At 43.0% G+C, this 24,728-nt stretch carries 24 protein-coding genes; 12 read left to right on the top strand and 12 right to left on the bottom strand.

The features are described 5' to 3' along the window. Nucleotides 1-46 precede the first annotated feature (46 nt). The 7 genes from J6578_RS00380 to gatC all read right to left on the bottom strand — a co-directional run bounded on the left by J6578_RS00380 (nucleotide 47) and on the right by gatC (nucleotide 5,585). The gene (locus J6578_RS00380; RefSeq protein WP_037490891.1) at nucleotides 47-328 is read right to left on the bottom strand and encodes an RnfH family protein; all 282 of its coding nucleotides are present in this window, start codon (nucleotides 326-328) and stop codon (nucleotides 47-49) included. After that, nucleotides 321-755 carry a type II toxin-antitoxin system RatA family toxin gene (locus J6578_RS00375; RefSeq protein ID WP_037405516.1) on the bottom strand — a complete coding sequence of 145 codons (435 nt, stop codon included), beginning with the start codon at nucleotides 753-755 and terminating at the stop codon, nucleotides 321-323. Before J6578_RS00375 ends, J6578_RS00380 begins: the two co-directional genes overlap by 8 nt. 47 nt (nucleotides 756-802) lie before the next feature. Continuing rightward, a complete protein-coding gene (gene holA, locus J6578_RS00370; RefSeq protein ID WP_287953597.1) occupies nucleotides 803-1,786 on the bottom strand; it encodes a DNA polymerase III subunit delta in 984 nt (327 codons plus the stop codon). Further along, the gene (locus tag J6578_RS00365; RefSeq protein WP_093090417.1) at nucleotides 1,783-2,271 is read right to left on the bottom strand and encodes an LPS-assembly lipoprotein LptE; all 489 of its coding nucleotides are present in this window, start codon (nucleotides 2,269-2,271) and stop codon (nucleotides 1,783-1,785) included. The genes holA and J6578_RS00365 overlap by 4 nt, the downstream gene beginning before the upstream one ends. Nucleotides 2,272-2,289: 18 nt before the next feature. Next, nucleotides 2,290-3,732: an Asp-tRNA(Asn)/Glu-tRNA(Gln) amidotransferase subunit GatB gene (gene gatB / locus J6578_RS00360; RefSeq protein ID WP_255356332.1), complete on the bottom strand. Its 1,443-nt coding sequence runs from the start codon at nucleotides 3,730-3,732 to the stop codon at nucleotides 2,290-2,292. Nucleotides 3,733-3,747: 15 nt separating this feature from the next. Then, nucleotides 3,748-5,205, bottom strand: coding sequence for an Asp-tRNA(Asn)/Glu-tRNA(Gln) amidotransferase subunit GatA (gene gatA, locus J6578_RS00355; protein ID WP_287952691.1), 1,458 nt, complete (start codon nucleotides 5,203-5,205; stop codon nucleotides 3,748-3,750). A gap of 92 nt (nucleotides 5,206-5,297) precedes the next feature. Further along, entirely contained in the window at nucleotides 5,298-5,585 is a 288-nt protein-coding gene (gene gatC / locus J6578_RS00350) for an Asp-tRNA(Asn)/Glu-tRNA(Gln) amidotransferase subunit GatC (protein WP_093090410.1), read from the bottom strand. A 191-nt stretch (nucleotides 5,586-5,776) separates the two neighbouring features. Here gatC and J6578_RS00345 point away from each other — a divergent pair, with 191 nt between their 5' ends. Genes J6578_RS00345 through rodA form a run of 5 tightly spaced genes read left to right on the top strand, consistent with a single transcriptional unit; the run spans nucleotide 5,777 to nucleotide 11,375 of the window. Continuing rightward, nucleotides 5,777-6,814: a rod shape-determining protein gene (locus J6578_RS00345; protein ID WP_037405504.1), complete on the top strand. Its 1,038-nt coding sequence runs from the start codon at nucleotides 5,777-5,779 to the stop codon at nucleotides 6,812-6,814. 29 nt (nucleotides 6,815-6,843) lie between these two features. Further along, nucleotides 6,844-7,734 carry a rod shape-determining protein MreC gene (mreC, locus tag J6578_RS00340; RefSeq protein ID WP_287953595.1) on the top strand — a complete coding sequence of 297 codons (891 nt, stop codon included), beginning with the start codon at nucleotides 6,844-6,846 and terminating at the stop codon, nucleotides 7,732-7,734. Next, nucleotides 7,727-8,224, top strand: a complete 498-nt coding sequence (gene mreD, locus J6578_RS00335) for a rod shape-determining protein MreD (RefSeq protein ID WP_239348833.1) — start codon at nucleotides 7,727-7,729, stop codon at nucleotides 8,222-8,224. The genes mreC and mreD overlap by 8 nt, the downstream gene beginning before the upstream one ends. Beyond that, the gene (mrdA, locus tag J6578_RS00330; RefSeq protein ID WP_287953593.1) at nucleotides 8,221-10,260 is read left to right on the top strand and encodes a penicillin-binding protein 2; all 2,040 of its coding nucleotides are present in this window, start codon (nucleotides 8,221-8,223) and stop codon (nucleotides 10,258-10,260) included. Before mreD ends, mrdA begins: the two co-directional genes overlap by 4 nt. 8 nt (nucleotides 10,261-10,268) lie before the next feature. Continuing rightward, nucleotides 10,269-11,375 carry a rod shape-determining protein RodA gene (gene rodA, locus J6578_RS00325; protein ID WP_100139036.1) on the top strand — a complete coding sequence of 369 codons (1,107 nt, stop codon included), beginning with the start codon at nucleotides 10,269-10,271 and terminating at the stop codon, nucleotides 11,373-11,375. A 128-nt stretch (nucleotides 11,376-11,503) separates the two neighbouring features. Here the strand turns inward: rodA and clpP are convergent, their stop codons facing one another. From clpP to J6578_RS00305, 4 genes are all read right to left on the bottom strand, one after another. Further along, the gene (gene clpP / locus J6578_RS00320; protein WP_037405496.1) at nucleotides 11,504-12,115 is read right to left on the bottom strand and encodes an ATP-dependent Clp endopeptidase proteolytic subunit ClpP; all 612 of its coding nucleotides are present in this window, start codon (nucleotides 12,113-12,115) and stop codon (nucleotides 11,504-11,506) included. Nucleotides 12,116-12,199: 84 nt separating this feature from the next. Next, nucleotides 12,200-13,519, bottom strand: a complete 1,320-nt coding sequence (gene tig / locus J6578_RS00315; RefSeq protein WP_287953591.1) for a trigger factor — start codon at nucleotides 13,517-13,519, stop codon at nucleotides 12,200-12,202. Nucleotides 13,520-13,691: 172 nt separating this feature from the next. Then, nucleotides 13,692-14,558, bottom strand: a complete 867-nt coding sequence (locus J6578_RS00310) for a DUF1853 family protein (RefSeq protein ID WP_287953589.1) — start codon at nucleotides 14,556-14,558, stop codon at nucleotides 13,692-13,694. Nucleotides 14,559-14,598: 40 nt separating this feature from the next. Further along, on the bottom strand, nucleotides 14,599-15,411 hold the full coding sequence (locus J6578_RS00305; RefSeq protein WP_093090399.1) for an RNA methyltransferase: 813 nt from the start codon (nucleotides 15,409-15,411) through the stop codon (nucleotides 14,599-14,601). 252 nt (nucleotides 15,412-15,663) lie between these two features. Here J6578_RS00305 and J6578_RS00300 point away from each other — a divergent pair, with 252 nt between their 5' ends. From J6578_RS00300 to J6578_RS00270, 7 genes are all read left to right on the top strand, one after another. Beyond that, nucleotides 15,664-16,455: an inositol monophosphatase family protein gene (locus tag J6578_RS00300; protein ID WP_037405487.1), complete on the top strand. Its 792-nt coding sequence runs from the start codon at nucleotides 15,664-15,666 to the stop codon at nucleotides 16,453-16,455. Nucleotides 16,456-16,530: 75 nt separating this feature from the next. Next, nucleotides 16,531-17,004 (top strand): copper chaperone PCu(A)C, encoded by a 474-nt coding sequence (locus J6578_RS00295; protein ID WP_093090397.1) that lies wholly within the window; start codon nucleotides 16,531-16,533, stop codon nucleotides 17,002-17,004. Nucleotides 17,005-17,237: 233 nt separating this feature from the next. Then, entirely contained in the window at nucleotides 17,238-19,400 is a 2,163-nt protein-coding gene (locus J6578_RS00290; protein ID WP_287953587.1) for an AsmA family protein, read from the top strand. Then, nucleotides 19,397-20,962 (top strand): FAD-dependent 5-carboxymethylaminomethyl-2-thiouridine(34) oxidoreductase MnmC1, encoded by a 1,566-nt coding sequence (gene mnmC1, locus J6578_RS00285; protein ID WP_287953585.1) that lies wholly within the window; start codon nucleotides 19,397-19,399, stop codon nucleotides 20,960-20,962. Before J6578_RS00290 ends, mnmC1 begins: the two co-directional genes overlap by 4 nt. A gap of 201 nt (nucleotides 20,963-21,163) precedes the next feature. Next, complete coding sequence (locus tag J6578_RS00280; protein ID WP_176715015.1) at nucleotides 21,164-21,892, top strand: metal ABC transporter ATP-binding protein; 729 nt, start codon at nucleotides 21,164-21,166, stop codon at nucleotides 21,890-21,892. Between the two features lie 4 nt (nucleotides 21,893-21,896). Further along, nucleotides 21,897-22,772 (top strand): metal ABC transporter permease, encoded by an 876-nt coding sequence (locus tag J6578_RS00275; RefSeq protein ID WP_100139008.1) that lies wholly within the window; start codon nucleotides 21,897-21,899, stop codon nucleotides 22,770-22,772. Nucleotides 22,773-22,869: 97 nt separating this feature from the next. Then, the gene (locus tag J6578_RS00270) at nucleotides 22,870-23,700 is read left to right on the top strand and encodes a metal ABC transporter solute-binding protein, Zn/Mn family (protein ID WP_287953853.1); all 831 of its coding nucleotides are present in this window, start codon (nucleotides 22,870-22,872) and stop codon (nucleotides 23,698-23,700) included. A 58-nt stretch (nucleotides 23,701-23,758) separates the two neighbouring features. On the opposite strand, the gene J6578_RS00265 is transcribed toward J6578_RS00270, so the two are convergent. Then, nucleotides 23,759-24,616 (bottom strand): ferritin-like domain-containing protein, encoded by an 858-nt coding sequence (locus J6578_RS00265; RefSeq protein ID WP_420894913.1) that lies wholly within the window; start codon nucleotides 24,614-24,616, stop codon nucleotides 23,759-23,761. Nucleotides 24,617-24,728 lie beyond the last annotated feature (112 nt).

The following is a 24,728-nucleotide window of genomic DNA, read 5'->3' as shown; positions in this document are numbered from 1 at the left end:
TGTGATCCTCAGTTATATTGCAAGCTGAATGAATTTTAAAAAGAAACTAGTCTTTCTGTAGTGCTCGTCGCCGTCGGTTTTCTTTTGGATCGATAAGTAATGGCCGATACACTTCTATGCGATCCCAGTCGCACAACATATAATTATCTTTAACTTTTTTACCAAATATACCAATAGGTGCTGTATGAAAGTCAGTTAGCGGAAATCGTTGAGGTAAGTCTGATTGCAGCAAAGCCTGACGTACACAAGTCCCTGCAGGAACTCTACTCTGCCAGAGATGCTGATGTTCAGCTGTAGCATATACGATTTCTATATTAATCTCAGTCATCATAACGCCTGTCTGCTTCCTGAATAAAGGCATCAACTAGTGTGGTGGCAATGTGATTGAACACCGGACCAATAAGCGCAGAAAGTACGGCGTTTGAAAATTCATATTCTAGTTTGAAATCAATTTTACAGCCCAGATTGTCGATAGGGGTAAATTGCCAGATGCCTTCCAATTTGCGAAAAGGGCCATTAAGTAAGCTCATCTGAATTTGATTTGGTCTGTGATTGATGTTTCTGGTAGCAAATGACTGACGGATTTTCATGTAGTCCATGTGCAAAACAGCTTCCAGAAATTGCTCATCCCGTTTTAAGATATCGGTGCGATTGCACCAAGGTAAAAACTTTGGATAATCTTCTACTGTGTTGACTAGATCGAATATGTGTTCGGCACTGTGTAGTACCAAAACGCTTTTTTCAACTGTTTTCATTTTTTGTCACATTAATAGCTTATATGATGAAGTTGTCTGCATACTATTTAAGCTGCCAAAGATAAAAATAAATGTTTAATTTCTGTCCATGCGTCGCCGTCTTCAACACCTTTAATTTGCCGGTCGATCTGCGCACATGTCTGTAAAGCACTGAGTAGACGTTTAACTCCGATGCGTCTTGCTGCCTGCGGCGCCAGTGTTTGCCTGTCGCCCCATAAACGTAGACTGTGGCGTAATTCACTGATCGCTTTACCCTGCTTTAATGCAGCAAGTAAACGCAACAGGATACGTATATCTTCGCTAATAACCCACAATAATAATACGGGTTCATTGCCCTCTGCTGCTAAACCATCAAGTAGGCGTAACATGCGCACTGAGTCCCCACTCATCCAAGCTGTTGATAACTGAAAAACATCGAAACGTGCCACATTGGCCACTGCTGTCTGCGCTTCGGTTAAGGTAACGACATGGCCTGCTGAATGAATAAGAGCTAGTTTATCAATTTCCTGTCGCGCTGCTAAAAGATTGCCCTCCACTTTTTCTGCAAATAACTCCAGAGCATCATTGTCGATGGCCAACTTAACATCAGCAAGACGGCTCCTGATCCATTGAGGTAAAGCGGTTTGACTGACTGCTTTTGCTTCCAATACACGAGCAACTTTGGCCCAGCTCGAAAACCATTTACTTTGAATTTGCAGACGTTCTAGTTTAGGTAGTATTAGAAGCAGGCAGGTATTTTCCGGCAATTGTTCTGCCAGATGTTGTAGTACGGCTGCACCCTCTTTACCAGGTTTACCTGAGGGTATATGTATTTCCAATAATTTTTTATCCGCAAATAAGCCAACAGATTGTATCGAAGCCAGCAGAGATGACCAGTCGAAACCAGTCTCTACAACTACAGTTTCTCGCTCGTCGTAGTGCTGTTCGCGTGCTGCTATACGAATGTTGTCTATAGCCTCTAGCCGCAGCAGATCTTCTTCACCATGAATCAAATAGGCTGTGGCTAAAGGCTGGATAGATAAGCCGCTCATTCGTCGGTAGTCATTACGGGCAGAAAAGCCAGACGGCGTACAATTTGCTCAGCCGCATCTGTGCGCATATCACGCCAGATCATGCGCTGTTCATCTTCCTTAGCCAAGACTTCGTGATCAGAATAATCCATATAGCGATTTACAGTTACCTGAATTGGATCCCCCAGTGGCTTATCATGACGATAGGCTTGCACACTGACATTTAGTGACAACATGTATTCGCTGGTTCCACCAGACAAGTCCACTGCTGATGTAGACGAATTCTGAGTAGCTGAAATGACTTTTATCACCACTTCCGGCTTTTCGGCATCCACAACAATATCTGGCTGTCGTCGCAGTGCGACTTCCAGTGCTCGTTGCATACTACCGCCATCAATTTTCCAGCTATGATACGGCATTGGGGCATCAAATGCAGAAGTGCCTTTCAGATGAAAGCCACAGCTAGTTAATCCGAATAAGATAATCAATACCAGCCAGTTTTTCATATTTGATCCTTATAAAGCTCAGGCCAGTTTGCTGCGCAGTAGAGATTGAACCTGTTGTGGGTTAGCTTTACCACGTGAAGCTTTCATGACTTGTCCAACTAAAGCATTAAATGCTTTCTCTTTCCCAGATTTGAATTCTTCTACAGATTTCTGGTTAGCGGCAAGTACTTCATCAATAATTTTCTCAATTGCGCCAGTATCAGTCATCTGTTTGAGGCCATCACGTTCAATAATAGCATCTGCAGTAAGATCACTGTCCCACATGGTTTCAAAAACCTGTTTAGCCAGTTTGTTACTTAAGGTATTGTCTGCAATCCGGCTTATCAAACCGGCCAGACGTTCGGCACTGATTGGGCTGGCTGAGATATCTACACCGGCTTTGTTCAGTGCAGCAGCAAGTTCTCCCAACATCCAGTTAGCAACTAGCTTGCCATGCCCGCTTAATTTAGCTGCCTGTTCAAACCAGTCGGCCTGAATGTGATTACTGGTTAGCAACCGTGCATCATAGTCAGAAATACCATACTGTTCGATAAATCGGCTAGCCATTTCTTTTGGCAACTCCGGCATGGCTGCTTTAGCAGCATCCAGCATGGCATCGGTAATTATTACTGGCAATAAATCTGGGTCGGGGAAATAACGATAGTCATGTGCATCTTCTTTGCTGCGCATGGCTCGGGTTTCACCTTTATTCGGATCAAAAAGGCGGGTTTGCTGGATAACTTTACTACCGTCCTCAATCAATTCAATTTGCCGCCCCACTTCATAATTAATCGCCTGTTCCAGAAAACGGAATGAGTTTAGGTTTTTAATTTCACAACGGGTGCCAAACTCTGTCTGACCTTTCGGGCGCACTGAAACGTTGGCATCAATTCGGAAAGAACCTTCTGCCATATTCCCGTCACAAATGTCCAGCCACGTTACCAGACTATGCATTGCCCGGGCATATGCAACAGCATCAGCAGCTGAACGCATTTCTGGTTCGGATACTACTTCAAGCAAAGGTGTGCCGGCACGATTCAGGTCAATACCTGTAAATTGTTCAAATTCATCATGAATAGATTTACCGGCATCTTCTTCCATGTGTGCTCTGGTTACGTTAATGGTTTTTACTTCGTTACCTACTACAATTTCCAGCTGACCATGCTCTACAATAGGCAGCTCCAACTGGCTAATTTGATATCCCTTGGGTAAATCAGGATAAAAGTAGTTTTTGCGATCAAAAACATTTTTCCGGTTAATCGTGGCACCTAATGCCAGCCCAAGTTTAATGGCTTTATTAACTACTTCACGATTCATTACTGGTAAGGCACCAGGCAAAGCACAGTCCACGACATTTGCCTGAGCATTAGGAGCAGCACCAAATGCAGTTGATGAACCACTAAAAATTTTTGACTGTGTATTCAACTGAACGTGGATTTCCAGACCAATTACAGTTTCCCAATTCATTCTGTCTTCTTTCAATTCGTATACTGGCAGTTAATGTTCAAATGGTGTTCTGGTATGCCAGTCACTATGTTGCTGAATCTGATGTGCAACACCAAGCAAACGGCTCTCTGCAAAGTAATTACCAATAAGTTGAACACCTACTGGCAGCCCGCTGGAAGTGAAGCCAGCAGGTATTGCGATACCAGGCAAACCAGCTAAATTAAGTGAAACAGTATATATATCGGATAAATACATTTGTACTGGATCATTATTATGACTTGCTAATGCAGGTGCCGCAGTAGGTGCAACAGGTGCAAGAATGATATCGCACTGATGTAGTACAGTCTGAAAATCATTTGCGACCATCCGGCGTAATTTTTGTGCTTTTAGGTAGTAGGCATCATAGTAACCATGAGATAAAACATAAGTTCCAATCATGATCCGGCGTTTCACCTCGTCGCCAAAACCTTCTGCGCGACTGTTACTATACATTTCATCCAGATTGCTAAATTCAGTCGCGCGATGACCATAACGGACACCATCATAACGAGACAAATTGGTACTGGCTTCAGCTGATGCAAGTACGTAATAGGCAGGTATGGATAATTCAGTATGAGGCAAGGTGACATCGACAATTTCTGCCCCTTGTTTTTTCAGTAATTCTAAAACATTATCGATAGATGCATGAACCTGAGTATCAAGCCCCTCTCCAAAAAATTCACGAGGCAAGCCCACCCTCAGTCCTTGTAACGGACGGTTTAAATCTCGTGTATAGTCTTCTTTATCACGCTCAATACTGGTTGAGTCATATTCATCAAAGCCTGCCATGCTGTTCAGTAACAGAGCACAGTCTTCAGCCGTCTGTGCCATTGGCCCAGCCTGATCAAAGCTGGAAGCATAAGCAATCATGCCAAAACGACTGACTACGCCATACGTTGGTTTCAGGCCAGTGATACCACAATGAGATGCTGGCTGACGGATAGAACCGCCGGTATCTGATCCCAGTGCTGCCGGAGCTAGACGTGCAGCAATAACTGCTGCAGAACCGCCGGAAGAACCACCCGGTACATGTTCATGCTGCCATGGATTACGGGTAATGCCATAGTGGGAAGACTCAGTAGTTGAACCCATGGCAAATTCATCCATATTGGTTCGCCCAAGGGTAACCATGCCTGCATCAAGCAGATTTTGCACAACAGTAGCTGTATAGGGGGCAATAAAATTGTCCAGCATTTTGCTGCAACAGGCACTGCGCCAACCTTGCTGGCAAAAGATATCTTTATAAGCTATAGGTACACCTGTTAAGGGTGTAGCTAAGCCTTGTTGAATAAGGTTATCAGCAGCTTTGGCTTCAGCAATGGTACGATCTTTATCCAATGTTACAAATGCATTTAGGCCGGCATTGTCCTGTGCAATTGCTGCCAGATATTCTTGCGCCAATTCGCTGGCGGAAGCCTGTTTTGATTGCAGTAAATCACTGCACTGTTTTAATGTATAATTTTTCGGCATAAGATTATATAGCTTTCAGGTAACACTTGCTTGAGGTTGCCTGCAATGAATTCAATCGGAGTAATGTAAGGTTAATGTAATAAAATATGGGCTTACTCTATAACCTTAGGGACGAGGTACAGATCTCTGTCTACTAGTGGGGCACATGACTGTAATGCATAGTGCTGATCTTTTTCGGTAACACTGTCTTCACGTAAACGTAGTGCCAGTTCATGCGGATGCGCCATCGGTTCAACCCCGTCTGTATTGACTTCCTGCATTTTTTCCACCAGCTCAAATACATGATTAAGTTCTACCAACATGTTATTTCGCTCGGTTTCTGAAAGACTCAAGCGAGAGAGGCGTGCGAGCTTATCTACATCACTTAATGTTAAAGCCATCAAAAAATCCTTAAATTTGATTTAGCAAAACGGGCAAACTGCGGTATCATTGCGCGTTCTGATTTGGTTATTACATAGTGTCAGATTATAACCGAAAACCCTATTCTTTGGCGCATTGATTTGCTTTAAGTAATGTGTCACACAATAGCTTTTGCCATACTTATAATTTTAAAGTTCATTAGGACAGTCTCATGTTTCGCTTCTTTACAAAATATTTATCCAATGATCTGGCTATTGATCTAGGTACAGCTAATACTTTGATTTTTATTAAAAATAAGGGAATTGTACTTAATGAGCCGTCGGTTGTTGCTGTGCAAAACGATACCATAAATGCGAAAAATGGTATGCTGGCTGTAGGTACAGCAGCAAAAAAAATGCTGGGACGTACCCCAGGCAGTATTCAGGCAATCCGGCCGATGAAAGATGGTGTAATCGCTGACTTTAATGTTACTGAAAAAATGCTTAAGCAATTTATCAAAAAAGTAAACAATAGCCGCTTTACTGCACCTCGTATTGTTATCTGTGTTCCATGCGGTTCAACTCAGGTTGAGCGCAAAGCCATTCGTGACTCTGCTCTGGCTGCCGGAGCTTCAATTGTTAATCTAATTGAAGAACCTATGGCCGCAGCTATTGGTGCTGGTTTGCCGATTGAAGAACCAACCGGTTCTATGGTAGTTGACATTGGTGGAGGTACAACCGAAGTAGGTGTAATTTCTTTGTCTGGTGTGGTTTATTCTCATTCAATCCGTGTTGGCGGAGATGCGTTTGATGATGCGATCATCAACTATGTTCGTCGCAATTACGGTATGTTGATTGGCGAATCAACTGCTGAAGAAATCAAGAAAAATATTGGTTCCGCCTTCCCGGGCATGGAAGTTAAAGAGATTGAAGTGAAGGGGCGCAATCTGGCTGAGGGTATCCCCCGTGCCTTTACAATCAGTTCGAATGAGGTATTAGAAGCACTGACTGAACCATTGAATCAGATCGTACAGGCTGTTAAAAACGCACTGGAACAGACGCCACCGGAACTGGGGGCAGATATTGCCGACCGTGGTTTGGTGCTTACTGGAGGAGGAGCATTGTTAAAAGGGCTGGATCGCCTTCTGTCAGAAGAAACCGGCCTACCAGTAATGATAGCTGAAGATCCACTGACATGTGTTGCTCGTGGTTCTGGTCATGCGCTGGATATGATTGGTAAAATGAATTCTGTATTTGTATCCAACCCTTAAAAGCCGTAGTTTTTTTATTGTAATTAATAATGGCAGAGCCTTCTCTCAATTTTGTCCACAATGGCCTGCGCAGTACCAGTAAACTAGTTGTCTTGTCTCTGGTTGCGGTTGCATTGCTGTTGCTTGATAATCGATATGATGTGGTTAAAATCAGCCGCAATTATATCGGTACGGCTTTATATCCCTTGCAATGGCTGGCTATGCAGCCAGTAAATATTGTTTCTAATGGTATGGTTTTTTTTGAGAAACAGCAAAACCTGAGCAGTGAAAACAAGATGCTAAAGGCTCAGAATGCGCAGCTAAAATTACAAATCAGCCAGCAGGAGGTACGGTTAAAGTCTATGGTGAATCTGAATAATCTGATTCAGCTACAGAAAACAGCACTGCCTCAGGCACAAGTGGCTCAGATTGTATCTAGTGATACTAATCCACTGGCTGATCGCTTTGTTATTGATAAAGGCAGCCATCATCAGATTCGTCAGGGCGATGCTGTAAGTGACGAACATGGGTTAATTGGGCAGGTCACATCTGTTCAGCCATTGAGTTCTGAAGTAACGCTGATAACCAATAGTAATGCGGTTATTCCGGCAATGGTGATGCGAACCGGAGTACGTACATTGGTTTATGGCCGTTCAGGCAGTCTGGATCTGCGCTATTTTCCGGCGAATGCCAGCCTATTGCGTAATGACTTGCTGGTCACTTCAGGAATGGATAGTATTTATCCGGCTGGTATACCTATTGCTACTGTAACACAAGCACAAAGTGGTAATGGTTCGCCTTATTATCGTGCACAGATTGAACCTATTGCGCAATTACGTAATAGCAATTTTGTACTTGTTATTCCACAAAAGCATGGGCAGACTGCTCATTATTCTGCTGATGCAGTAGTTACCAACCTATCATCTGCCAATCATGACTGAAGTTGACAGCCTGCACCGTCATACCCGAAAACGGCTTATTATTTTAAGCCTGATGGCTGCACTATTTTTTGACCTGATTCCTTTTCCGCAGCCATTAGCTGGCTGGCTGCCAGCCTCGACGGCTATGATGACCTTGTACTGGAGTTTACACCGGCCACAAAATATTGGTATCGGTATGGCTTTTGTATTGGGTCTAATAATGGATGTTGGTCTAGGAACGCCGTTTGGTCAACATGCGTTGGGTATAATGGCAGCAGTATATCTGGTTGAGCATAACAGGCATCAGATGCTTGGTTATTCTTATGGATATCAGGCACTAACTATTTTGGGTTGTCTGATGCTGATGACACTGGTACTGGTGATTGTACATTTCTTCGCTACCCATCAGTTTACTGGCTGGAATCTGTTTGTTTCTCCATTTATCAGTGCTCTGCTCTGGCCTCTTTTATCTAAATTCATGCTTTATCTCGCCTATTCCAGACGTCTATGAAAGCACTGCAATTTCGAACCAAAAAAAAACGTCCGTCCAAACCTACCCAGTATGGTGATTTAGGGCTACGGATTGCGGCTGCTTTTATATTAATAATTATCTGTTTTTGCTTGTTGATTGCACGCTTTGTATATCTACAGGTAATTAAATATGATGACTATGTCACTGCTGCTACAAATAACCGCATTTCATTGATATCCATCCCACCAATTAGGGGGGAAATAGTTGATATCAATGGTGTGGTACTGGCGCATAATTATCCAGCTTATTCGCTGGAATTAATCCCAAATCAGGTACCGGGTAAACTTGAAGATACAATTAATGCATTGCGAGCATATGTAGACTTCAGCAATGGTGACCTGAAACGTTTTAATAAATTCCGTGCTGATTATCGTTCTTATGACAAAGTTCCATTAAAACTCAAATTAACTATGGAGGAAGCCAGCCGTCTGGCAGCTGAGCTGTATCGTTTTCCAGGTGTAGAAATTAATGCGCGAACTTTTCGAGATTATCCGTACGGCGAATTGCTGGCTCATATAGTGGGCTATATCGGCCGTATTAGTGACCGCGATATGACGGCTCTTGATAAAGCGAATTTGACTAGCTTATACCGTGGTAGCACACATATCGGCAAAATGGGATTGGAAGATTACTATGAGCGGCAGCTGCATGGTATACCAGGTTATCGTGAAGTTGAAAAAGATGCTCAGGGGCATATTGTCCGTACAATTAAAACTGTACCGGCAATTCCTGGACAAACACTTCGTTTAGGATTGGATATCCGTATGCAGCAGGAGGCAGACCGCCTGATAGGAAATAAACGAGGTGCTTTGGTGGCCATCAATCCACAGTCGGGTGCAATACTGGCGATGGTATCTAAGCCAAGTTATAACCCCAACCTGTTTATTGATGGAATTGATACGGATACATGGAAAAGCCTGAATGAAGACTGGCGTCACCCCTTGCTAAATCGTGCTACTCAGGGAATGTACCCACCCGGCTCAACTTTCAAACCATTTTTGGCCATGGCTGCACTTGAAAGTGGCAAACTGACCCAAAGTACTGTTTTGCCAGCACCCGGTTTTTGGAGTATTCCCGGTTCTACCCATCAGTTTCGCGACGCTGCCCGCGGTGGGCATGGTTCAGCTAATCTGAGCAAAGCTATTCAAGTCTCGTCTGATACATTTTTTTATCGTCTAGGTTATGAAATGGGTGTTGACCGCATGTCACCCTATTTAGCCCAGTTTAATCTGGGTAAACAGACTGGCATTGATATTAATCATGAATATGCCGGAGTATTGCCCACTCGTGCTTGGAAAGAAAAAAGATTTGCCCGAAATAAACCACAGGCACGGGTATGGCAGCCGGCAGACAGCGTTAGTATGGCTATTGGGCAGGGTTATAATGCCTATACTCCTTTGCAGATCGCTTTTGCAACAGCAATTCTGAGTAATAATGGCGTTGTTTATCGCCCTCACCTAGTTCAAGCGTTGCTTGATCACAACTCACAAAAAATGACTTTGATCGACCCTCAGCCGGTTCGAACAGTACCATTTAAGCGCAGCAATTTTGAATATGTTAAGGATGCGATGCAAAAGGTATTGAAACCAGGCGGTACTGCTGCAGCTATAGGTTCTGGTTTGAGTTATACGATGGGCGGCAAAACCGGCACAGCACAGGTAGTACAGATTAAACAGGGTGCTCGTTATAATGCTGCGGCGCTTAAAATGCAGCTACGCGACCATGCTTGGTTTATTGCATTTGCACCAGTGGAAAAACCACAGATTGCTATTGCTGTCATTCTCGAAAATAATGGTTGGGGTGCTACAGCTGCACCGATTGCACGGCAATTGGCTGATTTTTATCTATTGAAATTAAAAAATTTACCTAGTGCCGGTCAGGCAACCAATACTGCGGATTTACCCGTAAATGATTTATCCAATGATGCCATGATGGATGCCTTGCGACACGATGAACACAGTCAAGCTGCTTTGCCACCATTACTGCGCGCTTATCGTCCTCAGTCTGGCTTGTGAGATAAATGATGATTAATGAAAAACAATGGCTCAAACGCTTCTGGTACAAATTATGGGCACCAATGGATGTATGGTTGTTCTATGCCATGCTGATTATTTATGTTATGAGCCTATTTCTACTGTATTCTGCTGACGGACAGGATTTTGGACAGCTGGAAAATAAAACTCTGCATACTATTCTCAGCTTTATTCTACTGTGGGTGATTGCTCGTACTCCACCGCAGATATTAAGTAATTTTGCTTTACCTGCATATTGTTTGGGTGTCTTATTGCTGCTTGGTGTGCATTTTGTCGGAATTACTGTCAATGGCTCAACTCGCTGGCTGAATATTGGCATTGCTCGTATTCAACCCTCTGAAATCATGAAAATTGCCGTACCCATGCTATTAGCTTGGTTTTTTCAGAAAAATGAAAGCAATATTCGCTGGTACCACTACATCAGTGCCTTTGTACTGATTCTTATTCCCGTGGCACTGATTTTAAAACAGCCGGATCTGGGTACAGCCACGCTGATTATGGCCTCTGGTCTGTTTGTGATATTTTTTGCCGGTTTGCCGTGGAAAGTCATTATTTCAGCGGTTATTGGCTTTATAGCCATGCTTCCTGTAATTTGGAATTATGGAATGCATGATTATCAACGTATGCGAGTTTTAACCCTGCTTGACCCCACTAAAGACCGCCTCGGAGCCGGATACCATATTCTACAATCCATGACAGCAATTGGTTCGGGCGGCATTTGGGGTAAGGGCTGGCTAGAAGGTTCTCAAACCCATCTTGATTATATTCCTGAATCTACGACAGACTTTATTTTTGCGGTCTTCGGTGAAGAATTTGGTCTAATCGGAAATATTCTGCTAGTGACTGTATACACATTTATTCTTATGCGAGGATTATATATTACCTTTAAAGCACCAACCTTATATTGTCGTACTTTGGCTGGTGCGTTAACCATGACCTTATTTTGTTATGCATTTGTCAATATGGGTATGGTTAGCGGTATTTTGCCGGTGGTTGGCGTGCCTTTGCCATTGGTAAGCTATGGCGGTACGGCCACTTTATCGGTAATGGTTATTCTGGCGATGCTGATGGGGATCAGTAATCAGCGCAAACAGTAACAGATATCAGACTGCTATTTAATTTGTGCGTTTATAGCAACAATAAAAAAATCGAAACCTTTAAATATTAAGGTTTCGATTTTTTGATTAAATATCAAAGCCAAATCTAAATAGCTATCTAAAATTTTTTACTTGGATCTGTGAGTTAAGACTTCATCAATCAGACCATATTTTTTCGCCTCTTCCGCAGACATAAAATTATCGCGATCGGTATCTTTTTCAATTTGAGCCAGTTTTTGTCCGGTATGCTGTGCCAGATGTTCGTTTAACTGCTTTTTCAGTTTGAGTAATTCACGCGCATGGATTTCTATATCCGAAGCCTGACCACCTAGTCCACCACTGATAAGTGGTTGATGAATCATAACCCGACTGTTTGGTAAGGCAAATCGTTTACCCTTTGCTCCAGCGGACAGGAGGAAAGCACCCATACTTGCAGCTTGCCCCAGACATAAAGTTGCTACATCGGGCTTAATAAAATTCATGGTGTCAAATATGGACATCCCAGCAGTTACTGACCCACCGGGGGAGTTGATATAAAGTGAAATATCCTTATCAGGATTTTCACTTTCCAGAAATAGTAACTGAGCTACAACCAGATTGGCGGTTTCATCAGTAACCGGACCAACCATAAATATAATCCGTTCCTTTAATAGGCGTGAATAGATATCATACGCACGTTCTCCGCGTCCACTCTGCTCTACAACCATAGGTACCAGACCCAGATTTTCAATATGTGACATGTTTTTCCCTCAATTGAAATAAAAGCACCCAAGCAGCTTCACAACTACTTCGGTGCTTTGGTCGTTGTTTAATGCGTATTACATTCAGGCTTGAGCCTGTTGTCCCATAACTTCATCAAAAGTCAGTACTTTATCTGCCACTTTTGCTTTACTTAAAACGTAGTCAACTACATTCTGCTCTATAGCCAGTGAAGTAGGTGCCTGCAAATTCTTTTTATCGCTATAATACCAGTCGATAACTTCTTGCGGGTCTTCATAGCTATCAGCAAACTCGTTGATTACGTTACGTACCTGTTCTTCTGATGGTTCCAGTTTTTCTTCACGCACCAGTTCGCCCATAATCAGGCTGATGGCCACACGACGGCTTGCCTGCTCATTGAACATATCCAATGGCAATTCCAAATCTTTCTGATCCATACCCTGCGCCGCAAAATTTTCTTTCATTCGCGCGGCCATGGTTTTTGCTTCTTCTGTAACCATTGATGAAGGAACATCAACCGGAGTAGCAGCCAGCAAAGCATTGATGGCACTGTCTTTAGTCATTTCACTTACGCGGCGGTTTACTTCACGACTGACATTTTTCTTGATTTCAGCACGCATTTTTTGTACATCGCCGTCTTCAATACCCAGTGATTTGGCAAATTCTTCATTTACTTCAGGCAACACTGCTTCAGAAACATTTTTTAGGGTAATGGTGAAAATAGCTGTTTTACCGGCAATATCCTTGCTCTGGTAATCTTCCGGGAATGTTACGGAAACTTCTTTTACATCACCCTCTTTCATGCCAGCAATACCCGCTTCGAAGTCAGGTAGCATCTGGCCTTTACCCAGCAAGAATGGGTAGTTTTCTGCACTACCACCTGCAAATACTTCACCGTCAATCTTACCGGCAAAATCGATAATCACACGATCGCCATTACGCGCTTCACGTTCTACATGATTGAAACGGGTACGCTGCTGACGCAGGATATCTACGGTTTTGTCAATTTCCGCGTCGCCAATTTCAGTACTGAATTTAGTTACTTCCTGAGTACTCAAATCACCAAGTTTAATTTCAGGAAATTCTTCAAATACGACCGCAATTTTATAGACTTTATCATCGTCCTGATCAGCGTCTTCCAGTGCAGTAAGGCTTTTCAGGCCGGCAACTTTCAGTTTTTCAGCTACGATAAGTTCTTCAAATGCTTTATGAGTCATTTCATTCAGCACTTCATCGCGAATGCCGTAACCATACATGGAATCAATTATTCTCAGCGGTGCTTTACCTGGGCGAAAGCCATCAATGCGAGCACGTTTCTGTGCCACTTTCATGCGTGCGTTGACTTTTGCTCGGATGTCTTCCCAGTTCAGAGCCAAAACAATTTTACGCTCTAAATTATCTAATTTTTCTACTGTTACGCTCATCGTAAACCCTTAGATGTCAGTTGATCTGATTTGGTTCATTTGTCTTAAAAGTACTGCTTGAGGGTGTACGCACACGGGCATTCACTCATGCAGACAAAAATTAAATGGCAAGTGTACCATAAGCCTATATAAAAGCCTATGTAATGACGAAAACACTTGTGGCTGCTTATGGCTAATTGCAGTTATGGCTTGTTTTCATTATCCGTTCTACTTCATACCAATAGCCATCATTACGTTGTTGTACCAATGCTATCATGCCCTGCCGGATTTGCTTAATCTGATTGAAATTAACAATAGCATTACTGCTTACACGTACTGGTGATATAAAGGATAAGTGATCAAGTACATAGAATCGATTGTGCGCCAGAGATTCAAATTCTGCCCAGTTTTCAATATGGCGTCCCTGCCAACACAAGGGATTTAAAGGTAGCTGAAAGTGCTGGCTGGCTGAGGGGGTGAATAGCATGCCACGGATAATGCTTGCATGTTGTAACTGGCTGGATTCAGGTATCAAGTCTTTCAATACACTTTCAGCAGCAGGCTGCGTACTTAATGCCAATTGCTGTCTGATTTTGTGCATTTTGTCTATCAGCCGGTCTGCTTTGTTCAGACCAATGAAGCTTTCTGTCTTGTCTGACTGACTAGCATAATATTTGCACGCTAATTCTAGATGATATATCTGGTTATTAAGCTGCACGATAAAATCAAAAGCGCCGATTGTACGCTGATTATTCTGAACAGGTAGATTATGGGCAATTAAGCGGCTGTGTGGTGCATGTAAAAACCAGTAATGAAGTAAACGTTCGGCGTATACCCCCAGATGAGTGTGGTAAGCACCGTGCTTTTTCAGGAACAGGTATAAATCATCCGGTTTTTCATCCAGAGACAGCAGAAATCGAAATCCGTCGTCTCCTAATAATATCGAAACAGGTAGCTCAGCAGATGATATCCAAGGTGATGGTGCGGTCAGTAAACTGGCCAAATCCCGTACAATCGTTTTTTTCAAACGCCACCAGAGTGCATCAGAAGCATAATTCATGAGTTTTTCTCTCTATATCGGTAAATCTTGCAATTAGATGCTAATTTTGCTTTTTCTGTATTTGCTGATTTACGGTGTTATAAAAGCCGCGTAGGATGTCGATATCTTCTGTGCTTAGCTGAGCCCGATCAAACATGGCAGCCATGCGCCGCATCAGTCGTTCTTCATTGCGACGGTTAAAAAATCCGGCTGTATCCATCACCTGACGTAAATGCTCCACCATACTACTGGTCTGCTGATGTGTGGCCAGATTTGGCTGCTGCTTTAAATAAGCCATGCTGATATCGACATGGCTGAAGAGTTCATAACAGATTACCTGCACTGCCTGAGCCAAGTTAAGAGAAAAATAATCAGGATTACCATTGATGGTAATCAGACGATTGCAACTTTGTACTTCTTCGATACTCAAACCAAAAGTTTCATTACCAAATACCAGTGCTATTTTCTGCCCTGTTCGCGCGGCATCAATCAGCGATGGCATAATCTCACGTGGCGTATGTAATGGCGCAGTCAGTTCTCGACGCCGGCTGGTTAAAGCACACGACAGCGTTGTATCAGCCAGTGCTTCATTGAGTGAAGCAAAAATTAGTGCATTTTCCAATACATCGCATGCACCAGATGCAAGAGTAAAACTTTCTTCAGGCAAAACAAATGCAGCAGGATTGGTATGATCAAACACGGCAGGCCGTGGTGTCATTGGAGTTTGCATCAGATTCGGAGCCACCAGTATCAATCTGTTTAATCCCATTGTTTTCATGGCTCGTGCTGCGGAACCGATATTGGCTGGGTGGCTGGTGCGTGTAAGTACAACTGTAATGTTATTAAGAAAATCGGGAAGTATGGGTTTATTCATGTTTGCAATTTTAAGAATGAGGGCACTCTGGCAGCTGGACGTAGATAAATACTGTATATTATAGCAAAATCATTCTATGCAAACGGTAGCTCTGGTGTGCCGGTTTGGGAAAAAATGCTTTTTGCCGTATAATTGCTTTCTATCTATTCTGTTTAATTGCCGCAATGTTTTTTGAGATGCGGCTTTTGTTCTTTAACACACGTCATTTTGTATCTGTTATAAGCTTTTATCAGTCCTATCACGAGAATGAGCATGAATCCTATTTTAACTACTGCCTGGAAAGCAGCACGCAAGGCCGGCCAAATGATGCATCGAGCCAGCAGCAACTTAAATACTATTAAAATTGATAATAAAGCTGCCAATGATTTTGTTTCAGATGTTGATCGTGAAGCAGAACGTATTATTGTTAATACTCTTCAGGAAGTATACCCTCACCATGCCATTTTGAGTGAGGAAGCTGGCCATCTGGGTAACGAAAATGCTGAGTATCAATGGATTATCGATCCGCTGGATGGTACGACAAATTATTTGCATGGTCATAAACAGTATGCCATTTCAATGGCTTTACTGCATAAGGGAACTTTAGCTGAAGCACTAATTTACGCGCCAGAACAAAATGATCTGTATGTCGCCAGCCGTGGTCAGGGGGCTTTGCTGAATGATAAACGCATTCGAGTAAGTAGTCGCATTGATTTGCTGCGCAGTCTAATTGCAACGGGTTTTCCAGTTGTTGATCAGACTATGATGGACACTTATCTGGCTATTTTAAAAGATGTGCTGGCAAAAACAGCTGGTGGGCGCCGTGAAGGATCGGCTGCACTAGACTTATGTAATGTGGCCTGTGGCCGTGTAGATGGTTATTTTGAGTTTAATTTGAAGTCGTGGGATATTGCAGCTGGTGCTTTGATTGTGCAGGAAGCCGGCGGTATTGTTACTGACATGCAAGGCGAGCAGACTTGGCTGGACAGTGGCGATATTGTGGCTGCCAATCCGAAAATTTTGGCACAATTATTGCAAATAATTGCACCACATTTAGTAATATAATATATTTTGTGGTGGTTTAAGTGGTTAAACCACCACCACCAAATTTTATATCTGCCTTGATTAGGGGTAGTAGTCATGAAAAAAATTCTGTTTACCACTTTGTTGGCTTCATATGCCGGTCTGGTGATGGCACAAGATATCATTGCCAATAATGCATGGGCACGATTCAGTGTATCTGGCATGTCTTCCAGCGGCGTATTTATGGATTTGGACAATCATTCTGGTAAAGATGATGTATTACTGAGTGCATCCTCACCGATAGCCAAGTCCAGTGAAATACATGAAACTGTTGAAGTAAATGGTGTGATGAAAATGCGTCCTTTAGCGCATGGTCTGTCTCTGCCTGCCGGACAGGTAACTCAGCTACAACCAGGCAAAATGCATATTATGTTGCTGGGTTTGAAAAAACCTCTGGTAAAAGGGACTACTATTCCAATTCGCCTAACTTTTCGCCATGCCAAACCGGTTACGCTTAATGTGCCGGTTAGTGTAGCTCCTGTTACTAAAACAGATCCAACCATGCCAGAACATTCGCATATGCATCACTAAGTTAGCCTCCTAGCTAGATAATTGAACTAATCTTGCTTAAATTGCAAACCTGAGTTGGTTAAGGTGACGTGGTGTAACTTTTGTTGAATTTAAGCTGTTTAACTTAGTGTTTAATCTCTGCTGTGCGTTTAGCATAGATGATCTTTGCTGTCCGTAACAGATATTTCTCTAAATACATAATTTTGTATTAAGCAGATTGCTGCTTTTTGAAAATAATTTTATTTTAACTGTTTATGATTTCCTTATTGCATTCAGGCAAATTCTGGCTGAAATTGGTAGTATTTAGCTGCCTGAGCATTATTTCGCTCTTAATCATTGATATGATTGTGCTACATTATTTGTTTAATGCAGAAGAAATCAATAAGCGTGCTAATGCACTCGTTGCTGAAAGTGGACGTCAGGTGGTTTTTGACTCCGATATCAGCCGCTCAATGTTTCCACGTCCAACTGTAACCTTGCATCAGGTACACATCAGAGATAAAGCTACCAAAACAGATGATATCAGTATTGGTAATATGAAAATTGGTCTAGGCTGGCAGAGTCTGTTTGGCCGTCTGACCATTGAAAAATTGCAGCTAACAGATGCGCATATTAGTCTGACTCGCAATAATCAGGGACAATGGAATTTAGCTGATTTATGGAAAAAGCCACGTCAGGGCAATAATTTACAGCTTAATCGTCTGATTTTGGAAAATGCGAGTCTCCGTATTCATGATGGAATTAATCTGCAACAGATTAATCAGCTAAATCTAAAATGGCGTAATCTTGGCCGTACCGGTCTGCTTCAGTTGAACGCTACATCAAGTGTTTCAGATATACCAACCATGCAATACCAGCTGAGTGCAGTATATCACCCTGATGCAGTGATGCAGTGGCAGGATGTTAAACTCGGTATAGTAACCAACCTATCAGCTTTGGGTGAAAGTAATGGCCAGTGGCATTTCAATGCTCGCTGGCTGCCGCAACAGCAGTTATTACAGACAACTGCTGTGCAATGGCAGTGGCACAGTCAGCGTAATCAATTACATGTTACTGGTAACGGGCAAAACTGGCAGGTAGGATGGACAAAACTGTTCTTACCACAGGTAAATGGTGTGGCCACGGCACAGATTGGCGATAATGAAATTAATGCAACCTTATCGGCAAGCAATATCAGTTGGTTGCAGAATCGTTGGTCTCTGCCTCAGTTTCAAATCGACAGTGGCTGGCAAAGTCATTTATATCAGACTGCATTGACCTTGAGTGGTCAATTATCTTGGCTGGATGTGCGTCACTGGAAAATTGATAATTTTTCCGTGAGCAGCCATCAAGATACCGTAAATGCCCTACCCAATTCACGTTTTATCAGTGATTTATCAGGTATCGTACAAGGTGATGATGCTGGTAATGGCCAACTCAATCTGCAAGGTCAGTTTGATAATCAACCAATAAATATTGCACTGGATTACCAAAATGGCCGGCATCAAAGCAAAATAAGTGGCAATATTCACCTAGCACAGTTAAATTTACGTCCTTACGTAGAGACGACTACAGGTTTGCTACCATCTGACTGGCAACAACTCTGGCATCGCTGGTTCAAAAACAATTTGCTGAAAACACAACTAGCTATTGATTCCATCTTCACGCCGACAATACAGCTAAACCAGTTTAAAACTCAACTAGCTATAGATGAGCGTAATTTCACTTTGGCACCCATCAACGTGCAAATGTATGGTGGTAGCAGTAATGGTATGTTGCAGGTAACTAATGCCAATCCATTGATATGGAAAGTACAGCAACACGCCAATCGTGTGCAAATGAAGTCTTTTCTACAGGACACATTTGGTTTGCATAATCTGGATGGTAATGGCGATGCAGACTTTGATTTTCATGGTATTGGCATTAACCGTCAGCAGTGGTTATCCAGCCTGAGTGGGCTGGCACGAATCCAAATTCATCAAGGTGTTTGGAATGGCATTGATATCAATAATATTCTACAGAACAGTGATAACCAGACTACAGTAACCTATAACGAGACCAACCAAACACCATTTCGGTTTATTAAACTGGCTATTCCATTAAATAATGGCTACACCAAAAACAGTCGTATTGAATTGCATGCCGATAATTTTGATATTAAAGGTACGGGCAATGTTAAGTGGTTGCAACAGCAGATGGATTACAATGTGCTGATTGCTACACGACGGGAAAAACAGCAAAACCTGTTACCATTACGTATCAATGGTACATTTACCCGCCCCGCTTTTACCATTGATTATCAGCGTTTGACTGCTGGCCTGCATACATCCCAGCAAAAACAAGACAGTTTGCGGCAAACATTACAGCAGCAATGGCTGTGGCTGAATCAGGGAAGTAGTGCATCATTCGAAAACCATGAGCCAGCACATCAACGATGAGTATTTACATTTTTCATGAATGGCCACAGCCAGATGAGTTAGCCCAGCAACTAGGCAATGATAAACAGGCAGAGATAGTGGTTGTGACTGAAAAGTGGCCAGAATCGTTGACAGCAAGATCTTCTGCTGGCCAGAACATTGCACAGTTATGGCTTGAGGCAAAAGTATTCTGGCAACAACAGCCGGTATTCAGTTATCCCTTTGGTGATGCCGGTAAATTCACGCTTATTCAGCCGCAAGTATATGAACAGTGGTGTCAGTTAAATCCTAATATGGTCTGCACCACACCTGAATACTCTAAATTTATTTATAAACCTTGGCTTACTTTGCCAACCCCAATACCGGTTAAATCGGTAGTAATTATTGGTGCCGGTATTGCCGGAGCAAGCACGGCTTTTGCACTGGCAAAACGCGGTATAGCAGTAACAGTGATTGAGCAACACTCAATTGCCAATGCGGCATCAGGCAATCATCTTGGTCTTTTATATGCGAAAATCTCAGCACACGCGACTATACAAACGGAATTGTTACTGGCCAGCTATGGGTACAGCCGTGCGCTTCTGAAAAACTGTCTGCCAGCTGGGAAAGGCTGGCTGGACTGTGGTGTTATCCATTTGGATTACAACGCAGCCGAAAAGCAGCGTAATACTTTGTTGGCACAGCAAAATCCTCACAATACACTTTTTCAGACTGTAACAAAAGCTGAGGCTGAACGGATTGCTGGTATTGATGTACCTTATGGTGGTTTGTGGTGGCCTTATGGTGCAGCAATTAATCCATTTAGTTTAACTGAGGCTTTACTCCGGCATCCGTTGATAAGCGTGTTAACTGCCACTAAAGCAAATACAATCTCCCGTCAGAATGATTTATGGCAGATTGGCTGTCAGAATCAGCAAAAGTCATTTTATCTTGATGCATCTCATATTGTGATTTGTGCTGGCGCTGAGAGTAACTCCCTCTATCCTGTGGCTGGATGGCCACTGCATCAGATACGCGGGCAGACGACCACAGCCAGCTTACGCTCGGGAGCCACTCAGATAAAGTGTGCACTCAGTGGTAATAGCTATATTACGCCACCATGGCAGCATAAACTATGCTTTGGCGCCACATTTCACCCTAACCAAACCAATGATGATTTATCCGTCGCGGATGAACATTTTAACTGGGAACAATTACGTCAATGGCTGCCACATCTGGCTGCAAACTTAAATCCGAATACTAGCCCACAGGGACATGCAGCAATACGTTGCGATGCTTTCGACCATCTACCAGTAGTAGGGCCTGTTGGAGACACAGCTGCCATGCTGGTGCAGTATGCACAATTACGTCTGGACAAAAACTACCCGCTTACCCAGCCCTGTCCGTGGCAGCCGGGTATATTTGTTAATACGGCTCATGGCAGCCGTGGGTTGGTAACCGCACCACTATGTGCAGAAGCCATAGCCGCAACTATGCTTGGCCTGCCATCACCATTATCAGTACGGCTGCAACAGGCACTCCACCCTAATCGCCTGCCCATCAGATCGCTGACGCATCACCAGTCATTCCGATTATCAACTTAAACACAATAACATTTTGCGCTGACGCAATGTTATAAGGTATCATTGCTGTAATGTTATATAGTAACATTTATTTCTAGACTGAATTTGGTAAGGGCATAACATGTTTTCTCTTTTGCTGTGTGGCGTGGGTAAACGCTTATCCTGGGTGGGTGTGATGCTCGGATTATTATGGTTAATGTATGCATGGGCAGTATCCGCATCATGAGTATTCAAGTTGAGAATGTTACTGTGAGCTATCGGCACCGTCCGGCTATTCACCATATTAGTATTGATTTTAATCCCAATGAAATGTGGGCTATATTTGGTCCTAATGGTGCGGGTAAATCAACATTGCTGAAAGCCATCATGCATCTTGTCCCCCTTGATAGTGGCGAGATTCGCTGGCAACACTTGCAACGGTCGGATATTGCCTATCTACCCCAACAATCTGATATTGATCGCAGCCAGCCAATGAGTGTTTTTGAGCTGGTAGCAATGGGACTATGGTATGAAACCGGCTTTTTTTCCGGTATATCTACAAACATGCATCAACGTATTCTGAGCGTATTAAATGAGGTAGGCATGCTGCAATATAAGCAGCGCAGTATTGCCCAATTATCCAACGGACAGTTTCAACGTGTATTACTGGCACGCATGCTGATTCAGAATGCCAAAGTACTATTGCTGGATGAGCCATTTAATGCCGTAGACGCTGCCACTACTTTTGCTTTGCTTGATATTCTCAAAGCGCACCAACAGCAACAGCATTGTACAGTGATTACCGTTTTGCATGATTACGAACAGGTACAAGCCTATTTCCCCAATACCCTGCTGATTGCGCGTGAAAAAATTGCCGCTGGAAAAACTGACAGCGTATTAACAGATCAATATTTGCAACAGGCTGCAAAAGCCATGCAACAATATGAACAGAACCAGTGGTGTGATAGGTAAATCAATGAATATTGCCCAATTACTTCTAGAGCCTTTTGCTGATTACGATTTTATGCGTTTTGCCCTGTGCTCAATAGTATTCTTGGCTGTAGGGGCAGCACCGGTAGGTGTTTTTCTGATGATGCGGCGAATGAGTTTGGTAGGAGATGCTCTGGGGCATGCTATTTTACCGGGCGCAGCAGTAGGTTATATGTTGGCAGGTTTAAGTCTGCCAGCAATGAGTATAGGTGGCTTTATGGCCGGTTTGCTAATGGCTTTACTGGCTGGGCTTGCCAGCCGCTTTGCCAATGTGCGCGAAGATGCCAGTTTTGCAGCTTTTTTTCTTACCTGTCTGGCACTTGGTGTTGTATTGGTAAGTAGAGGTGGTAATAGCGTAGATTTGCTTAATTTATTGTTTGGATCCATTCTTTCAGTGGATCGGGCGGCATTAACTTTGGTCGCCATTGTCAGCAGTATTACCATGGTGGTACTGGCGGTTATATATCGGCCGCTTATGCTCGAAAGTATCGACCCTTTGTTTTTACGTTCTGTAAATGGCAAGGGAACACTATGGCATATTATATTTTTGATACTTGTGGTACTGAATCTAGTCTCAGGCTTTCAGGCACTGGGCACACTGATGTCAGTAGGATTAATGATGCTGCCCGCCATCAGTGCACGCTTATGGCATAGAACCATGGGCGGTATGATGACAATAGCAGCCATTATTGCAGTAGTTTGTGGCTACATTGGCCTGTTATTGTCTTACTATATTGATTTGCCTTCCGGCCCAGCCATTATTTTGTGCTGTGGCTTTGTCTATATTTTGTCATTATTTGTCGGCAGCGAAAGTGGTATTTTATGGCGTTTATACAGACGCCAACGCCACCATGTTGCCTGAAATAGAGTATTGATTAATAAACATTTTAGGAGATATGATAATGAAACGTGGCTTTTTTATCTGCTTGTTAACCTTTTGTCTGACGGGCTTTGCACGCATGATTTATGCTGCCCCTGTACCCGTCATTACCAGCTTCAGTATTCTCGGTGATATAACTCAGCAAATTGGTGGTGAACGCGTTCAAGTAGATAGCCTGATTGGTACCGATCAGGATGCGCACATGTATCAGCTGGTAAGCAAGGATTTGCGCAAAATGCGTACAGCCAAGCTGATTTTGCTCAATGGTTTAGGACTGGAACCATTATCTTTACAACGTGCAGCCCAGCAAAGCCGTATTCCCGTGTTTATTATTACTAAGGGAATTCAGCCTTTGATGATGACAGATGATGGACACAATCACCATCAGCATACCGATCCGCATGTGTGGAATGATCCGGTGCTGATGCAAACCTATGCGCGTAATATTGCCAATGCACTAATCAGTGTAGATCCGCAAGGTAAAGCCTATTACCAGCAGCGGCTGGCCATTTATCAACAGCAGCTTGCGGAATTAAATAGCTGGGCCAGCAAAATGTTTAATGCTGTACCGCCAGAAAAACGAAAAGTACTGACCGGACACGATGCTTTTGCCTACATGGCTAAACGTTATCGGATTCAATTCATCGCTCCGCAGGGCGTAAGTACAGAAGCAGAACCGTCAGCGAGACAAGTAGCAGCAATCATCAACCAGATTCGGCGCGAGCATATTAAAGCCATTTTTATTGAAAATATAAAAAATCCGAAAATGGTACAGCGGATTGCCAGTGAAACTCAAACCAGAATCAGCGGTCGCCTGTATTCCGATGCATTAAGTAAAAGCACGCCTGCTGCTACCTATATTGATATGTTCCGTTATAATGTCAATGCTCTAGCTGCTGCAATGAAATAAACTGACAAACTCTCATATAACACAGTAACTTTAGATACTATTTATATAGCGATTACATTTAATTTTGCAGAGCCAGCCGCCAGTTGTGTATATCAGACTGGCGGTTTTGCTCAAAATTTTCCAGCATTTCCAGTTCGAAACGTGAGAAACCTGCCTGCTCGCGTGCATCCATATTTACATAGCCACGAAAAATAAATAAATCATAGCGACTGAGTAAGCGCCGAAATAAAGCCAATGGTTCCAGACCACGCAGTCTGCATAGATACTGATACCAATAATTTCCCACCTGCACATGACCTACTTCGTCGTGATAAATAATATCCAGAACGGCACATGTAGCATCATCGCCCTTTTGCGCTATTTTAGCACGCATTCCCGGAGTAACATCCAATCCACGCGCTTCCAGCACTCTGGGTACCAGAGCCATACGCAGCAGCGGATCAAATGCAGTTTTATAAGCCATGTCCCACAAATGATTATGCGCGGAAAAATCACCGTAATCGTAACCGAGTGTCTGTAAACGCTTTCGCATAAGCTGGAAATGATGAGCTTCTTCAGCGGCAATGCGCACCCAATCGCGCGTAAATTCTTCCGGTAACAACCTGAAACGATAGGCTGCATCAAGCGCCAGATTGATTGCATTAAACTCAATATGACAAACCGCATGCAGTAAAGCTGCATAGCCTTCTGCTGTCGTAAATTTGCGACTTGTAACTTTGTCCGGCGATACTAATTCTGGCTTCAGCGGATGGCCGGCAAAACGAAAATCTTTGATTACAGCGCATTCATCCCGTTGTAAGGCATTTGCTGGCGTTTGTGCACACATCTGTTGTGCTTCGATACTCAGAGTACATTTTTCAGCTGGCTGACAACTTAGTAAGGCTGATTCCAGCAAAACAGCAATAGACATTTTCAAAAATAAACGTAAAATAAATTATTAATAAGTATACATGCCCTGCCCATATAAATTAAACTGCCATTTAAATAGATTTAACTTTACATGCAGCACAAAGTGTCTATTGGTTTCA

Source organism: Snodgrassella sp., assembly GCF_024103505.1.
Classification (GTDB): domain Bacteria; phylum Pseudomonadota; class Gammaproteobacteria; order Burkholderiales; family Neisseriaceae; genus Snodgrassella; species Snodgrassella communis.
The sequence above is the reverse complement of the archived record's forward strand: the minus strand, read 5'-3'. Positions and strand labels throughout refer to the sequence as shown.

Coding starts and splice junctions, on each gene's coding strand:
- J6578_RS00380 (WP_037490891.1), bottom strand. CDS start 328: ATGACTGAGATTAATATAGAAATCGTATATGCTACAGCTGAACATCAG.
- J6578_RS00375 (WP_037405516.1), bottom strand. CDS start 755: ATGAAAACAGTTGAAAAAAGCGTTTTGGTACTACACAGTGCCGAACAC.
- holA (WP_287953597.1), bottom strand. CDS start 1,786: ATGAGCGGCTTATCTATCCAGCCTTTAGCCACAGCCTATTTGATTCAT.
- J6578_RS00365 (WP_093090417.1), bottom strand. CDS start 2,271: ATGAAAAACTGGCTGGTATTGATTATCTTATTCGGATTAACTAGCTGT.
- gatA (WP_287952691.1), bottom strand. CDS start 5,205: ATGCCGAAAAATTATACATTAAAACAGTGCAGTGATTTACTGCAATCA.
- gatC (WP_093090410.1), bottom strand. CDS start 5,585: ATGGCTTTAACATTAAGTGATGTAGATAAGCTCGCACGCCTCTCTCGC.
- J6578_RS00345 (WP_037405504.1), top strand. CDS start 5,777: ATGTTTCGCTTCTTTACAAAATATTTATCCAATGATCTGGCTATTGAT.
- mreC (WP_287953595.1), top strand. CDS start 6,844: ATGGCAGAGCCTTCTCTCAATTTTGTCCACAATGGCCTGCGCAGTACC.
- mreD (WP_239348833.1), top strand. CDS start 7,727: ATGACTGAAGTTGACAGCCTGCACCGTCATACCCGAAAACGGCTTATT.
- mrdA (WP_287953593.1), top strand. CDS start 8,221: ATGAAAGCACTGCAATTTCGAACCAAAAAAAAACGTCCGTCCAAACCT.
- rodA (WP_100139036.1), top strand. CDS start 10,269: ATGATTAATGAAAAACAATGGCTCAAACGCTTCTGGTACAAATTATGG.
- clpP (WP_037405496.1), bottom strand. CDS start 12,115: ATGTCACATATTGAAAATCTGGGTCTGGTACCTATGGTTGTAGAGCAG.
- tig (WP_287953591.1), bottom strand. CDS start 13,519: ATGAGCGTAACAGTAGAAAAATTAGATAATTTAGAGCGTAAAATTGTT.
- J6578_RS00310 (WP_287953589.1), bottom strand. CDS start 14,558: ATGAATTATGCTTCTGATGCACTCTGGTGGCGTTTGAAAAAAACGATT.
- J6578_RS00305 (WP_093090399.1), bottom strand. CDS start 15,411: ATGAATAAACCCATACTTCCCGATTTTCTTAATAACATTACAGTTGTA.
- J6578_RS00300 (WP_037405487.1), top strand. CDS start 15,664: ATGAATCCTATTTTAACTACTGCCTGGAAAGCAGCACGCAAGGCCGGC.
- J6578_RS00295 (WP_093090397.1), top strand. CDS start 16,531: ATGAAAAAAATTCTGTTTACCACTTTGTTGGCTTCATATGCCGGTCTG.
- J6578_RS00290 (WP_287953587.1), top strand. CDS start 17,238: ATGATTTCCTTATTGCATTCAGGCAAATTCTGGCTGAAATTGGTAGTA.
- mnmC1 (WP_287953585.1), top strand. CDS start 19,397: ATGAGTATTTACATTTTTCATGAATGGCCACAGCCAGATGAGTTAGCC.
- J6578_RS00280 (WP_176715015.1), top strand. CDS start 21,164: ATGAGTATTCAAGTTGAGAATGTTACTGTGAGCTATCGGCACCGTCCG.
- J6578_RS00275 (WP_100139008.1), top strand. CDS start 21,897: ATGAATATTGCCCAATTACTTCTAGAGCCTTTTGCTGATTACGATTTT.
- J6578_RS00270 (WP_287953853.1), top strand. CDS start 22,870: ATGATTTATGCTGCCCCTGTACCCGTCATTACCAGCTTCAGTATTCTC.